The organism is Pseudenterobacter timonensis (assembly GCF_900021175.1).
In the GTDB taxonomy this organism is placed as follows: Bacteria; Pseudomonadota; Gammaproteobacteria; order Enterobacterales; family Enterobacteriaceae; genus Enterobacter; species Enterobacter timonensis.
In genome coordinates, this window is record NZ_FCOP01000011.1 from 457,963 (window position 1) to 473,481 (window position 15,519).

Genomic DNA, 15,519 nt, shown 5'->3' on the forward strand with positions numbered 1-15,519 from the left:
CTCTCTTGATGAAGGAACAGAGCTTATGGAAATGAAAAAAGAGGCCCTGGCCGGCACGCTGGAATCCAGCGATGCCATGGTCAGGATTGGTCCATCGGACGAACCGGGGATCCAGCTTGAACTGGAGAGCCTGGTGAAGCAGCAGTTCGGCGCGGCTATCGAGCTGGTGGTACGCGAGACGCTGGCAAGCCTTGGCGTAACCCGGGCGAGAGTCGCCATTGATGACAAAGGCGCGCTGGACTGCATACTTCGCGCCCGTGTTCAGGCCGCGGCGCTCCGTGCCGCCGGACAGGTTCATTTTCCATGGAGCCCACGATGAAAACACGTCGCAGTATGTTGTTTATCCCGGGCAGCAATGCCGCCATGCTTAGCACCTCCTTTGTCTACGGCGCCGATGCCGTGATGTTCGACCTTGAGGATGCCGTTTCGCTGCGTGAAAAAGATACCGCCCGTCTGCTGGTACACCACGCGCTTCAGCATCCGCTCTACCAGGATATCGAAACCGTGGTGCGTATTAACCCGCTTAATACCCCTTTCGGCCTGGCCGATCTTGAGGCGGTGGTGCGCGCCGGCGTGGATATCGTCCGTTTACCGAAAACGGATCGCAAAGAGGATGTGCACGAGCTGGAGAATCACATTGCACGTATCGAACAGGAATGCGGGCGCGAGCCCGGCAGCACCAAAATCATGGCGGCCATTGAGTCGGCGCTGGGCGTAGTGAATGCCCTCGAAATCGCGACCGCCAGCCCGCGCATGGTGGCGATTGCGCTGGCGGCGTTTGATTACGTGATGGATATGGGCACCTGCCGCGGTGACGGAACCGAACTCTTTTACGCCCGCTGCGCCGTACTGCACGCCGCCCGCGTGGCGGGGATCGCCGCCTATGACGTGGTCTGGTCCGATATCAATGATGAAGAGGGCTTCCTGAAAGAGGTCAGTCTGGCGAAAGGGCTAGGGTTTAACGGCAAATCGCTGGTTAACCCCCGGCAGATCGAGCTGCTGCACCGCGCCTATGCGCCGAGTCGCAAGGAGGTTAACTACGCGCATGAGGTGATCGCGGCGGCAGAAGAGGCGGAAGCCAACGGGCTAGGCGTAGTCTCGCTTAACGGCAAGATGATCGACGGGCCGATTATCGATCATGCCCGCAAGGTGGTGGCGCTGTCCGCCTCCGGTATTCGTGACTAAGGGGGGGAAAATGAATAAGACCGTGGAAATGTTAAAACAGCAGTACACCGTGCCGCAGGATCTCCGCCCCTTTGCTGGCGTAACGGCGCAAAGCCCGTGGCTGGCGAGCGAAACTGAAAAACGTCAGCGTAAGATCTGCGACTCGCTGGAAGAGGCGATCCGCCGCTCCGGCCTGCAAAACGGCATGACCATCTCTTTTCACCACGCGTTTCGCGGCGGTGACAAGGTAATCAACATGGTTATGGGGAAGCTGGCGGAGATGGGATTTCGCGATTTAACCCTCGCCTCCAGCTCGCTTATCGACGCTCACTGGCCGCTGATAGAACATATACGCAACGGCGTAATCCGCCAGATCTATACCTCTGGTCTGCGCGGCAAGCTGGGCGAGGAGATCTCCGCCGGGCTAATGGAGAATCCGGTACAGATCCACTCCCACGGCGGGCGCGTCCACCTGATCCAGAGCGGTGAACTTAACATCGACGTCGCTTTTCTCGGCGTTCCCTGCTGTGACGAAGCGGGTAACGCTAACGGCTTTAGCGGCAAGTCGCGCTGCGGTTCGCTGGGCTACGCTCGCGTGGATGCGGAGTATGCGAAATGCGTGGTGTTGCTTACCGAAGAGTGGGTGAGCTATCCCAATTATCCTGCCAGCATTGCCCAGGATCAGGTCGATCTGATCGTACAGGTCGATGAGGTGGGCGATCCGGCGAAGATCACCGCAGGCGCGATCCGCCTTTCCAGCAATCCGCGCGAGCTGCTCATCGCCCGGATGGCGGCGGATGTGATCGAACATTCCGGCTATTTCAAAGAGGGTTTTTCGCTGCAAACCGGTACCGGCGGCGCGTCGCTGGCGGTGACGCGTTTCCTGGAAGAGAAGATGCGTCGCCACGATATCCGGGCTGGCTTCGGGCTGGGGGGAATTACCGGCACGATGGTCGACCTGCATGAAAAAGGGCTGATCAAAGCGCTGCTGGACACCCAGTCTTTTGACGGCGACGCCACCCGTTCGCTGGCGCAAAACCCGCACCATATTGAAATTTCTGCCAATCAGTACGCCAGCCCCTCCTCAAAAGCGGCCTGCTGCGAACGTCTGAACGTGGTCATGCTGAGCGCGCTGGAGATTGACGTTGGTTATAACGTCAACGTGATGACCGGCTCGAACGGCGTGCTGCGCGGCGCTTCGGGTGGACACAGCGACACCGCCGCCGGGGCGGATCTCACCATCATCACCGTACCGCTGGTGCGCGGTCGCATTCCCTGCGTGGTGGAAAAGGTGCTGACTAAAGTGACCCCTGGCGCAAGCGTGGATGTGCTGGTTACCGATCACGGTATCGCCGTTAACCCGGCGCGCCAGGATCTGATCGATAACCTTCGCCAGGCGGGGATCCCGCTGATGACCATCGAACAGCTTCAGCAACGTGCAGAGATGCTGACGGGCAAACCGCAGCCGATCGAATTTACCGATCGGGTGGTGGCGGTGGTGCGCTACCGCGACGGTTCGGTGATCGATCTCATTCGTCAGGTAAAAGCGTAATGCAAGGCGCAGATCGGCTTTCTGACGGCCAGGCCGTGACGCTGGAGGCGCTGTTAAACGCCCGCGAAAAAAGGCTATCACGGCAGCGTCACGCGCTGACCTGCTATCGCCTGCCGCTGGTTTCCCTCACCCTGGTCACCCCGGGGCCGGTTAAAAACAACCGGACCTGGCGGCGGCTGGCGGCTAACGCCCGTAAAGAGGTACTGCGCCTGTGTGCGGTGCATAGCTGGGCCTGCGCCTGGGAACAGAGCGTGGATGCGGTCAGCGGCCCTGAATGGATGGCGGCAATCTGCGCCCCTGCAAAAACGTTGAAACGGGCAATGGTGCATCTGGAGGAGAACCATCCGCTGGGCAGACTCTGGGATATCGACATCATCGACAGCGATGGCCGCTCCCTGTCGCGTAGGGAATTTGGCTTTCCGCCGCGACGCTGCCTGGTTTGCGCCGAAGCGGCGCACATCTGCGCCCGCGCGCGACGCCACACTATCGACATGCTACTGGAAGAAATCGCACGAAGGATTGAAGATGAAAAGTGAGATGACGCTGTATAGCGAAGAGACAACGGGCGACGACCTGGATGTTGACGATCTTATCGCGCGGGTCTCCCGGGCACTGCTGACGGAAGTCCATCTGACCCCCAAACCGGGGCTGGTGGATATCCGCAATAGCGGCGCCCATCAGGATATGAATCTCGCGACGTTCGAAAAAAGCATCGCCACTATCGCCCCCTGGATGGAGAAGTTCTACCTGATGGGCTTTAACACCGCAGGCCTGGAGGCGGAGTCGGTGATGGTCATGCTGCGCCCGATTGGGATCGCCTGCGAAGCGGAGATGCTGCTGGCGACGGGGAGCGTGAACACCCATCGTGGCGCAATTTTCGCTTTTGGCCTGCTCAGCGCTGCCGTCGGACGTCTGAAGGCACTCGGCCTGCCGGTGGAGCAGAACCGCCTGTGCGATCAGGTTGCCCGCTTCTGCCGCAAACTGGTGGCGAATGAGCTGGCGCACAACGCCGCAAAAAATCCTTCAAAAGGGGAGCTGCAGTTTTTGCGTTATGGCCTGACGGGCGCGCGCGGGGAGGCGGAGAGCGGGTTTAAGACCGTCCGCACTCTTGCGTTGCCGGTCTTTAAGCGCGTGCTGGCCGACCGTAACGACATGCAGCTTGCCCTGCTGCAAACCCTTCTGCATCTGCTGGCCTGGAACGACGATACCAACCTGGTGGCGCGCGGCGGGCTGGAGGGGCTTTACTACGTGCAAAGCCAGGCGCAGAAGCTGCTCTGGGAAGGCGGCGTACTGGCCCCGGGAGGAATGACCGCCCTGCAACGGCTGGATGATGACCTGATCGCCCGCCATTTAAGCCCGGGCGGGAGCGCCGATCTGCTGGCCGTCACCTATTTTCTGAGCGCTTTCCCGGAGGGGACGCTGGTTGTCTGTTGAGCGCAGCCCTACGCCATGGCGGGCGCCGGGATTCCCGTCTCGCTTGTAATCATATATATCGGGTCTGGTTGATTAATAGCCAGCATAAGTGAAGGCAGGGAAAGCGCGCATTCTTCCCGCTTCTGTAAAACGCTAATGGAGTGAACATGGTCCACTTACCTTTTCGTTATCCGCGTTTGCTGCTTGCAGGTCTGCTTGTTAGCGCGCTCTCACCTGCCAGCGCCAAATTTGACGCCGCGGAGGTCTACACAGAATCACCTGGCGTCGCCGCCCATTTTCCGGTGCCGAAAGAAGTCAGTTTCACCACGCCCGCCTTCGCGAAGGGAAAGAAAGATTTCACCTCCCAGCGGGAGATGGAAAACTTTATTCGTGAAATGGCCGCCTCGTCGCCCACGCTTAAGGTGCGCGTGGTGGCGCAGTCGCAGGAAGGGCGCGCCATCCCGCTGCTGATCTTTACCCGCGAAGGGTATGATTCCCCGCAATGGCTCGCGAAAAACGGCAAACCGACGGTACTCATCGTAGCCCAGCAGCATGGTAACGAACCTGCGGGGGGAGAGGCGGCGCTAATGTTTGCCAAAAGCCTTGCAGACGGGAAAGAGGGCGATGTGCTGTCGCGGGTGAACGTGCTGATTATCCCGCGCGCTAACCCGGACGGCGCGGAGCACTTTACCCGCGATTTAGCCAACGGCGTTAACCTTAACCGCGATCATCTGCTGCTGGCCTCGCCGGAAGGTCGTGCCATTGCGCAGGTACTGAACAGTTACCTCCCAGATGTCACCCTGGATGCCCATGAGTTTAGCGTCGCCGGACGCTGGGTAAAGAAATTTGACGCCGTGCAGGGCTATGATGGGCTGGTGCAACATGCCACCACCCTCAATCTCTCCCGACCGCTCTACCAGGCGATGGCCGGCGCGTGGAACACGGCGCTGTCGCAGGCGTTTAAAGCGCATGGCCTGCGTGACTCGGTCTACTACACCACCGATCAGATCCATCTGGAGGACAAAACGTTATCCATGGGCGGCACCGGGCCGGATGCGCTCCGCAACATGGCCGGGCTTCGCAACAGCATCGCCTTTTTGCTTGAAACGCGTGGCGTCGGTATCGGCAAAGCGCATTTTGAACGACGCGTCTGGACGCAGTTTGTCGCCATGCAGGCGATGGTGAAGCAAGCGGCATTAGATTCGCAGGCGCTAATGACCCTGACCCGAGACGTTCGCAGCGAGGTGGCTGCCTCCGCCGGGAAAGGGGAGCTGATGGTGAAAGGGAAGGCGACCCGGGGCAAGCACGAAGTGACTTTGCTTAACGCCCGGACGGGCGCCCCGATGACCTTCGAGGCTGACTGGCGCTCCTCGTTGCAGATCGCGGCCGAAATCGTCCGCTCCCGGCCGTGGGGCTACCTGCTGGCGCCGGAGCAGCAAGCCGCCGTCGATAAGCTGCGCGAGCTGGGCGTGGAGGTCTATCGTCTTAAACAGTCGCGCGCGATCCCGGTGGAGCGTTATATGGTAGCTTCCCTTGAGCAGGGAGAAAAATTTGACGTCACCGGCAAGGTGGGGGCGACCGGAAACAAAATGACGAAAGTGACGACGACACTGGTCAAAACGGAGCTCACCGGGACGGCGGGCTACTGGTACGTGCCGCTTAGCCAGCCGCTGGCGAACCTGATTGTCGCGGCGCTTGAGCCGGAGACGCAGAGCAGCTTTGTGGCCAACGGCGTCATTACGCTGCCTGCCGCCAGCGAGAAGGCTGCCAGCCTGCCACTCTGGCGGGTAACGGAGAATATTTCCACTCTGCCCGATCTTTTCTGATACGTTCCTCTGAACCTGCGGCGATGCCGCAGGTTGATCATATAGCTTTTACTGATATTCCCGCCTGTTTATCATTAAATTCTAATTATTGGCGTTTTCAGATGGCAGCCCCGGCAAAGGCTGGTTACTCTGAAAACGATTTACCTCATTTTAACGTAAGAGAATAACTATGCATGATGCAGAGATCCGCGTCGCTATTGCGGGCGCGGGCGGACGTATGGGGCGACAGCTGATTCAGGCCGCGCTGCAAATGGACGGCGTGACGCTGGGCGCGGCGCTGGAGCGAGAAGGCTCGTCGCTGCTGGGGAGCGACGCGGGAGAACTGGCCGGCGCTGGGGCTACAGGCGTGACGGTACAAAGCAGCCTGGAAGCGGTAAAAGATGACTTCGATGTCTTTATCGATTTTACGCGCCCGGAAGGGACCCTGAACCACCTGGCTTTTTGCCGTCTGCATAAAAAAGCGATGGTTATCGGGACTACCGGTTTTGACGAGGCCGGAAAGCAGGCGATTCAGGCGGCTTCAAACGATATCGCTATCGTCTTTGCGGCAAACTTCAGCGTAGGGGTTAACGTCATGCTGAAGCTGCTGGAGAAGGCGGCAAAGGTGATGGGCAACTACACCGATATCGAAATCATTGAGGCGCATCACCGCTATAAAGTGGATGCGCCGTCAGGTACCGCGCTGGCAATGGGCGAGTCGATTGCTCAGGCGCTCGGTAAGGAGTTAAAAACGTGCGCGGTCTATGCGCGTGAAGGCCACACCGGCGAACGCGTACCGGGGACTATCGGTTTCGCCACCGTGCGGGCAGGCGATATCGTGGGCGAGCATACCGCAATGTTCGCCGATATTGGCGAGCGTGTAGAGATCACCCACAAAGCCTCAAGCCGCATGACGTTTGCTAACGGCGCGGTCAGATCCGCTGCGTGGCTTAAAGCGAAGAAAAATGGCCTTTTTGATATGCGAGATGTGCTGGATCTCAACAATTTATAAAAGTTGTTACCTTCGTGATGTGGTTATTGCAGTCATAATGTATTGATTGCACAGGGCAATATTTTATTGCCCTTTTATTTTTCCTGTCTTGTGTGGTTTTATTCCTATAACCCATAAAAAAATAACTTTTATGGCTAAAATGCGTCGGAAAAATGTAAATTTTGACCAAATGGTCAACTTTTTTAGCCGGTAAAGCTATTTTTCTTTTTTACTTCGTGGCGCAAGCGTTTTCTGACCCTGTTTTTCCGATCTTTTTGATGGTTAAGCATCAAAATAGTCTTGGGTATGGTAAAAGAATAAGAAAAATAGCGCTTTTAAGTTGACTTTTGACTGACCAGTCTCCAGAATGCCGCCGTTTGCCAAAAATCCGCGGGCAAAAATTTGCATTGATCTGGCACATGCTTGTGAATTAATATGCAAATAAAGTGAGTGAATATTCTCTGGAGGGTGTTTTGATTAAGTCAGCGCTATTGGTTCTGGAAGACGGAACCCAGTTTATCGGTCGGGCCATAGGGGCATCAGGTTCGGCGGTTGGGGAAGTCGTTTTCAATACTTCAATGACCGGTTATCAAGAAATCCTCACTGATCCTTCCTATTCCCGCCAAATCGTTACTCTTACTTATCCCCATATCGGCAATGTCGGCACCAATGCTGCTGACGAAGAATCTTCCCAGGTCCACGCGCAAGGTCTTGTCATTCGCGACCTGCCGCTGATTGCCAGCAACTACCGCAGCACGGAAGATCTCTCCTCTTACCTGAAGCGCCATAACATCGTGGCGATTGCCGATATCGACACCCGCAAGCTGACGCGTCTGCTGCGTGAAAAGGGTGCGCAGAACGGCTGCATCATTGCGGGCGATAACCTTGATCCACAGCTGGCGCTGGAAAAAGCCAAAGCCTTTGCTGGCCTGAACGGTATGGACCTGGCGAAAGAGGTCACGACCTCAGAAACCTACACCTGGACACAGGGAAGCTGGACGCTGGCGGGCGAACTGCCGGAAGCCAAAAAAGAGGACGACCTGCCGTTTCACGTGGTGGCTTACGACTACGGCGCCAAGCGTAACATCCTGCGTATGCTGGTGGATCGCGGTTGCCGCCTGACGGTGGTTCCGGCGAAAACGCCTGCGGACGAAGTGCTGAAGATGAACCCGGACGGCATCTTCCTCTCAAACGGCCCCGGCGACCCGGCACCGTGTGACTACGCCATCAAGGCGATTCAACAATTTCTGCAAACCGACATCCCGGTATTCGGCATCTGCCTCGGCCATCAGCTGCTGGCGCTGGCAAGCGGAGCGAAAACCGTCAAGATGAAGTTTGGCCATCACGGCGGCAACCATCCGGTGAAAGATATCGATAACAATACCGTGATGATCACCGCCCAGAACCACGGCTTTGCGGTGGATGAGGCGACTCTTCCGGCGAACCTGCGCGTCACGCATAAATCGCTGTTTGACGGCACGCTGCAGGGCATTCATCGCACCGATAAACCGGCCTTCAGCTTCCAGGGGCACCCTGAAGCGAGCCCGGGTCCGCACGATGCCGCACCCCTGTTCGACCATTTCATCGAGCTTATCGAGCAGTACCGTAAAACCGCTAAGTAATCAGGAGTATTAAGAGAATGCCAAAACGTACAGATATAAAAAGTATCCTGATTCTGGGCGCGGGCCCGATTGTTATCGGCCAGGCGTGTGAGTTTGACTACTCCGGCGCGCAGGCGTGTAAGGCGCTGCGTGAAGAGGGCTATCGCGTAATCCTCGTCAACTCCAACCCGGCAACGATTATGACCGACCCGGAGATGGCCGACGCGACCTACATCGAGCCGATTCAGTGGGAAGTGGTACGCAAAATCATCGAAAAAGAGCGTCCGGACGCGGTACTGCCGACCATGGGCGGCCAGACCGCGCTGAACTGTGCGCTGGAGCTGGAGCGCCAGGGAGTGCTGGAAGAGTTCGGCGTGACGATGATTGGCGCCACCGCCGACGCGATTGATAAAGCGGAAGATCGCCGCCGTTTCGACGTGGCGATGAAGAAAATCGGCCTCGACACCGCGCGTTCCGGTATCGCGCATACCATGGAGGAGGCGCTGGCGGTGGCCGCTGATGTCGGCTTCCCGTGCATTATCCGCCCCTCCTTCACCATGGGCGGCACCGGCGGCGGCATCGCTTACAACCGCGAAGAGTTTGAAGAGATCTGCGAGCGTGGGCTGGACCTGTCGCCGACCAACGAGCTGCTGATTGACGAATCCCTGATTGGCTGGAAAGAGTATGAGATGGAGGTGGTGCGCGATAAGAACGACAACTGCATCATCGTCTGCTCTATCGAAAACTTTGACGCGATGGGGATCCACACCGGCGACTCCATCACCGTGGCCCCTGCCCAGACGCTGACCGATAAAGAGTACCAGATCATGCGTAACGCCTCGATGGCGGTGCTGCGTGAAATCGGCGTGGAAACCGGCGGTTCCAACGTGCAGTTTGCGGTGAACCCAAAAAACGGTCGCCTGATTGTTATCGAAATGAACCCGCGCGTCTCCCGCTCCTCGGCGCTGGCCTCGAAAGCGACCGGCTTCCCGATTGCCAAAGTGGCGGCAAAACTGGCGGTGGGTTATACCCTCGACGAGCTCATGAACGACATTACCGGCGGGCGTACTCCGGCATCGTTTGAACCCTCTATCGATTACGTGGTCACGAAAATTCCGCGCTTTAACTTCGAGAAATTTGCTGGCGCCAACGACCGTCTTACCACCCAGATGAAATCCGTTGGGGAAGTGATGGCGATTGGCCGCACCCAGCAGGAGTCGATGCAGAAAGCGCTGCGCGGCCTGGAAGTGGGCGCCACCGGCTTTGATCCGAAAGTCAGCCTCGACGACCCGGAAGCGCTGACCAAAATTCGCCGCGAGCTAAAAGACGCGGGCGCCGAGCGAATCTGGTATATCGCCGACGCTTTCCGCGCGGGCCTCTCCGTTGACGGCGTCTTCAATCTGACCAATATCGACCGCTGGTTCCTGGTGCAGATTGAAGAGCTGGTGCGTCTGGAAGAGAAAGTGGCGGAGCTGGGCATTAACGGCCTCGACGCGGACTTCCTGCGCCTGCTGAAACGTAAAGGTTTTGCCGACGCGCGTCTGGCGAAGCTTGCCGGCGTGCGCGAAGCGGAGATCCGCAAGCTGCGCGACCAGTATGACCTGCACCCGGTTTACAAGCGTGTGGATACCTGCGCGGCGGAATTTGCCACCGACACCGCCTATATGTACTCCACCTATGAAGATGAGTGCGAAGCGAATCCTTCCGATCGCGACAAGATTATGGTGCTCGGCGGCGGTCCTAACCGTATCGGCCAGGGCATTGAGTTTGACTACTGCTGCGTACACGCCTCGCTGGCGCTGCGTGAAGATGGTTACGAGACCATTATGGTCAACTGTAACCCGGAAACGGTCTCCACCGACTACGACACCTCCGACCGCCTCTACTTCGAGCCGGTTACGCTGGAAGATGTCCTGGAGATCGTGCGCATCGAGAAGCCAAAAGGGGTTATCGTGCAGTACGGCGGCCAGACGCCGCTGAAGCTTGCCCGCGCGCTGGAAGCGGCAGGCGTGCCGGTTATCGGCACCAGCCCGGATGCGATTGACCGCGCCGAAGACCGCGAACGTTTCCAGCAGGCGGTTGACCGTCTCAAGCTGAAACAGCCGGCGAACGCCACCGTGACCGCGATTGAAATGGCCGTTGAGAAGGCGAAAGAGATTGGCTATCCGCTGGTAGTGCGCCCGTCCTACGTGCTGGGCGGCCGTGCGATGGAAATCGTCTACGACGAAGCCGACCTGCGTCGCTACTTCCAGACGGCGGTGAGCGTCTCCAACGATGCGCCGGTGCTGCTCGACCGCTTCCTCGATGACGCGGTGGAAGTGGATGTGGATGCCATCTGCGACGGCGAAACGGTGCTGATTGGCGGCATCATGGAGCATATCGAGCAGGCGGGCGTGCACTCCGGCGACTCCGCCTGTTCTCTGCCCGCCTACACCCTGAGCCAGGAGATTCAGGATGTGATGCGCCAGCAGGTGCAGAAGTTGGCCTTTGAGCTGCAGGTGCGCGGCCTGATGAACGTCCAGTTCGCGGTGAAAGATAACGAAGTTTATCTGATTGAGGTCAACCCGCGTGCGGCGCGTACCGTGCCGTTCGTCTCCAAAGCCACCGGCGTACCGCTGGCGAAAGTGGCGGCGCGCGTGATGGCTGGCAAAACGCTGAATGAGCAGGGCATCACCAGAGAGGTGATCCCGCCGTACTACTCGGTGAAAGAGGTCGTGCTGCCGTTCAACAAGTTCCCGGGCGTTGACCCGCTGTTAGGGCCAGAAATGCGCTCCACCGGGGAAGTGATGGGCGTGGGCCGCACCTTCGCCGAAGCGTTCGCCAAGGCGCAACTGGGCAGTAACTGCACCATGAAAAATTCTGGTCGCGCGCTGCTTTCGGTACGCGAAGGGGATAAAGAGCGTGTGGTGGATCTGGCAGCGAAGCTGCTCAAGCAGGGATTTGAGCTGGACGCGACCCACGGCACGGCGATTGTGCTGGGCGAGGCGGGCATCAACCCTCGCCTGGTGAACAAGGTGCATGAAGGGCGTCCGCATATTCAGGACCGCATCAAGAATGGCGAATACACCTACATCATCAACACCACCGCGGGCCGCCAGGCGATAGAGGACTCCAAGCTGATTCGCCGCAGCGCGCTGCAATACAAGGTGCATTACGACACCACCCTGAACGGCGGCTTTGCCACCGCGATGGCGCTGAATGCCGATGCTACCGAGAAGGTGATTTCAGTGCAGGAGATGCACGCGCAAATTAGCAAGTAATCTGCACAGGCCCGGCAAGCGTTAGCGCAGCCGGGCAAATGGCGGGTGGCGCTTCGCTTACCCGCCCTGCGGTTTCCTTTACCCATCTTCAGAACCTTCTGCTTTTCCACTCTCCATCAGTTGCTTAGCCTAAAATGATTAAGTCAATAACGAAATTCAACTGAGAGCAGGGGAAAACACCATGCAAAATAAACTACTGATTGCTTCCATTCTGGCTACGACTGCAATGTTTACCCTGGCGGGCTGCTCGTCTAATCAGGCGGTGAAAACCACCGACGGTAAAACCATTATTACCGACGGCAAACCGCAGGTGGACGACGATACTGGCCTGGTCTCCTATGAAAATGCGGAAACCGGTCAAACGGAGCAGATTAACCGCGATCAGGTTAAATCTATGGGTGAGCTGGATAACTAAAAAAATGCAGTGGCTCAGGCCACTGCATTTTGCGTGATGCGCAAAAGGGTTACCAACGGTGGTTAAGCAGGATATGACCGCCGTAAGCGGCATAGCTGTTTTCACCCCATTCGCCGCTCGCGCGCAGGGAGAGGGTTGTTGTGTCGTTCAGATTGCCGGTGATGCCCAGCTCTAACTGACCACGATCTTCCGGCGTATCGTTGCTGACGGTTTCTTCGTTGAAGGCGAGATCGTTTTGGCCTGCGCCTTTCAGCCAGTTAACCGCCACGTAAGGCTGCCAGGCCTTCACATCTTTTTGCTGGAAGTAGCTCGATTTCACACCGAGACGGCCGAACACGCTGTCGTTATCCAGAGTCGAAATACGCACCCCGTCGCGGTCGGTGTGATTCTCCTGATCGAGATAGCTGTAGATCACCTGCGCCTGCGGCTCGATCTTCCAGGTGCGATCGTTTTCAGAAGGGATGATCCAGGCATGTCCCACCTCTAAAGAAGCGGCGAAACCTTCGCTGTCATAATCCTCATCGTTACGGTTGCTGGTCACCTTGTTGTTATACCAGCTGTAGGATGCCCAGGTATCAACGTAGCTGCCGAGGCGCAGATTTTCATCTTCCTGCCAGGTGGCATACAGGCCAACGTTAAAGCCGTCCACTTTACCCTGCGCGTCGCGCTTGTTGTGGCGGGCGCTGGCGTCGGTTTTCGCCTGACCTGCGCCAAACATGCCGCCCGCATGCAGCACGCCTTTCTCCATCGGCTTGCTCAGAAAATCGCTACCTACCTGAATCACCGTTGTGGTGGTGTCGTAGTTAACCCGATCGCCGCCGGCATTATTTTCATGATAGCGGCCTTTGACGTACATCCAGGTGTTCAGATCTTCCGGGTTACGGAAAGTGATCTGATCGCGGTCGTCGCGTTTATGCAGGAACATACCCTGCGCGGCGAGGTAGTTCCCCAGATAGGCGCCGACTTCCGGGGCCATCACTTCAGGGGCGTTATTACCGCCATTACCGCCATTACCGCCGTTATCAGGATTGCCGCCATTATCGGTATTGCCACCGTTGTCGGTGTTGCCGCCATCGTCGGTGTTGCCGCCGTTATCGGTATTGCCGCCATCGTCGGTGTTGCCGCCGTTATCGGTGTTGCCGCCATCATCGGTATTGCCGCCGTTATCGGTGTTGCCGCCGTCGTCGGTATTGCCGCCATCGTCGGTATTATCACCGCCATCGGTATCATCCGCCGGATCGTCGGAAGGGATCGCTTTAGATTCCAGATACCAGTTGCCGTTGCTGTGCTGGTTAAGGTTGTATTCCCATGCACCGGCCACTACCGGCCGGGAGAGGCTCAGGGTCGCTTCGGAACTGCCGCCGACGCTAACCACTTCCATACCGTTAACCGTTTCTGCACCCAGTCCGCCAATGTTGGTGATGCTCAGATCCGACTGACCAAAGCTGCTGCCGGTGATAGTCAGATGATCGGTCGGCGAGCTATCGTCGCCCAGCACGCTGTTCATCACAATCAGGCTGCCTTCGGAGCCGGTATAGTCGCCATTAATAGTAAAATCATTGCCGACGCTCTTATCGTAGGCGGCAATCTGTAACGTCCCGCCATTGGTAACATTACCGTTGATGGTATCAACCCCTGCGGCGGATGATGTGCTATTACCGCTAACGGCATTCCATGCCGCCAGCGTACCGCCGCCAAGAATATCCACGTTGTTGTTCACTTCCCCTGCGCTGGCAAACTGCGCGCCATTCTGGATGGTGATTCTGGCATTGCTGCCCTTTACTCCAAGCGTGGCGCCCTCCGCTACCAGCGTCGTGCCGCTGTGCAGGGTCGTATTTCCGGTATAGCTATTATTGCCGGTCAGGGTCAGCGTATTGGCATCTTTTTTCTCGACGCTGCCGCTACCGGTTATCTCATTAGTGAAGGTAAAGTCCTGGCCCTGGTTAAAAATAAAGGTGCCATTATTGGTCACATTGCCGCTCAGGGAGGCGTTGGTGATACCCTCGCCAAGTTGCAGAGTGGCATCCTTAGCGATAAGCGTTGAGCCGCTATTGGCGACGTCGCCGGTCAGCGTCAGTTTGCCGCTATTTACCGCCAGCGCATTGCCAGAGCCGATAAGATCAATATCGCCGGTTAACGTCCACTCGGCGCCGTTCATCGTCAGCGAGGCGAAGCCGTCGCCGTCGTTCAGACCGACGAAATTGCTGTCCTCGGTACCCGTACCAACCAGCGTTACCGTATTGCCTGTTGAACCGGTTGAAACCACGTCGCCGTTTAACATGGAGCCGGTATTCAGTGCGAGAGTATTATTTCGGTTGCTGGCAAAAAATATGGCTTTTTCACCGCCATTCACGATACCGGTGTTGGTAATATCGACTTTCGCATCGCCTGTCGCCACGATACCATTTTGCGTACCGTCTACGGTTCCGCTGTTAATAAGTTTGGTATTGCCACTGGTTAATGCGATGCCATCACCTTTAATTCCGGAAATGGTGCCTTCGTTGTTAATCGCAACGCCTGTTTCTGTTATCAGACCGTTTTTACCTTTAATAATACCGGAGTTGGTGTTATTAATTTGGAACGTAGAGGCATCCCGACTAACAAAAACACCACTTTCAAGACCAATGATTTTTCCCTGATTATTTAAAACGCCTTGCATAGAGCTAATATTTACAGCGTTTCCAGAAGTTGACGATATGGCCGCCTCGGCTTCGTTCACGATTTCCACAGGTTGTGCCCCGGTATTGATCTCAAGACCATTACCCTTGCCGGAAATATTTCCTTTATTAGTTAGCGTTGAGACAGTAATACCATTGAGCGTGACGGCAGGCGTATCATCAGCCGAAGAAATAGTGACATCTTTATTAATAACATACTCTGTATCAGTGGAGAGTTCCTGCGGTACAGAGGTGGATTGATCAATAGTTCCAGCAGAACTAATTATTGGTGTGAATATTAATAGCGCGGGGAAAAGTCTGCCCAACGTTTGCGTGGTTATGTTTAATTCAAAGCGTTTGGTACTCATACACACATCCATTTGAAAGAAAAGATATTGCTCTTTGAGAATAAGAGTTGGTTGTTCTTACTCCATGAAGGGTCTGATTAACAGCGAGGAGCGTAAAATTATTCTTCCTCTCTACGGTTGTGTATACTTTATTTTATTAAAGTCATATTTTAATAATTCTTAATATGTATAGTATTTTTATCTGTTGATCATTAATAACCCTGTTTTTTGCGAGGGAATAGAGGGTTGTATCTGAATTATTTATGGGTGAGCGTGATGTCGCTTGTAGACATGTCAGCACAACATTCATCAGG

11 protein-coding genes are annotated in these 15,519 nt (G+C 56.6%); 10 read left to right on the forward strand and 1 reads right to left on the reverse strand.

Going from position 1 to position 15,519, the window contains the following annotated elements:
* Positions 1-25: 25 nt before the first annotated feature.
* From citD to BN3796_RS08555, 10 genes are all read left to right on the forward strand, one after another.
* Positions 26-319 carry a citrate lyase acyl carrier protein gene (citD, locus tag BN3796_RS08510; RefSeq protein WP_061707930.1) on the forward strand — a complete coding sequence of 98 codons (294 nt, stop codon included), beginning with the start codon at positions 26-28 and terminating at the stop codon, positions 317-319.
* Entirely contained in the window at positions 316-1,185 is an 870-nt protein-coding gene (citE, locus tag BN3796_RS08515) for a citrate (pro-3S)-lyase subunit beta (RefSeq protein ID WP_061707931.1), read from the forward strand. The genes citD and citE overlap by 4 nt, the downstream gene beginning before the upstream one ends.
* 10 nt (positions 1,186-1,195) lie before the next feature.
* A complete protein-coding gene (citF, locus tag BN3796_RS08520) occupies positions 1,196-2,716 on the forward strand; it encodes a citrate lyase subunit alpha (protein ID WP_061707932.1) in 1,521 nt (506 codons plus the stop codon).
* Positions 2,716-3,252 (forward strand): citrate lyase holo-[acyl-carrier protein] synthase, encoded by a 537-nt coding sequence (citX, locus tag BN3796_RS08525; RefSeq protein ID WP_061707933.1) that lies wholly within the window; start codon positions 2,716-2,718, stop codon positions 3,250-3,252. Before citF ends, citX begins: the two co-directional genes overlap by 1 nt.
* A gap of 1 nt (position 3,253) precedes the next feature.
* Positions 3,254-4,150: a triphosphoribosyl-dephospho-CoA synthase CitG gene (gene citG / locus BN3796_RS08530; RefSeq protein ID WP_073885199.1), complete on the forward strand. Its 897-nt coding sequence runs from the start codon at positions 3,254-3,256 to the stop codon at positions 4,148-4,150.
* A 146-nt stretch (positions 4,151-4,296) separates the two neighbouring features.
* Positions 4,297-5,955, forward strand: a complete 1,659-nt coding sequence (locus tag BN3796_RS08535) for a M14 family metallopeptidase (protein ID WP_061707935.1) — start codon at positions 4,297-4,299, stop codon at positions 5,953-5,955.
* Between the two features lie 169 nt (positions 5,956-6,124).
* Positions 6,125-6,946 (forward strand): 4-hydroxy-tetrahydrodipicolinate reductase, encoded by an 822-nt coding sequence (dapB, locus tag BN3796_RS08540; protein ID WP_061707936.1) that lies wholly within the window; start codon positions 6,125-6,127, stop codon positions 6,944-6,946.
* 452 nt (positions 6,947-7,398) lie between these two features.
* On the forward strand, positions 7,399-8,547 hold the full coding sequence (gene carA, locus BN3796_RS08545; protein ID WP_061707937.1) for a glutamine-hydrolyzing carbamoyl-phosphate synthase small subunit: 1,149 nt from the start codon (positions 7,399-7,401) through the stop codon (positions 8,545-8,547).
* Positions 8,548-8,564: 17 nt separating this feature from the next.
* Entirely contained in the window at positions 8,565-11,786 is a 3,222-nt protein-coding gene (gene carB, locus BN3796_RS08550; protein WP_061707938.1) for a carbamoyl-phosphate synthase large subunit, read from the forward strand.
* Between the two features lie 181 nt (positions 11,787-11,967).
* Complete coding sequence (locus BN3796_RS08555) at positions 11,968-12,201, forward strand: YgdI/YgdR family lipoprotein (protein ID WP_061707939.1); 234 nt, start codon at positions 11,968-11,970, stop codon at positions 12,199-12,201.
* A gap of 49 nt (positions 12,202-12,250) precedes the next feature.
* On the opposite strand, the gene BN3796_RS08560 is transcribed toward BN3796_RS08555, so the two are convergent.
* On the reverse strand, positions 12,251-14,860 hold the full coding sequence (locus BN3796_RS08560) for an autotransporter family protein (protein WP_061707940.1): 2,610 nt from the start codon (positions 14,858-14,860) through the stop codon (positions 12,251-12,253).
* Between the last annotated feature and the right edge of the window lie 659 nt (positions 14,861-15,519).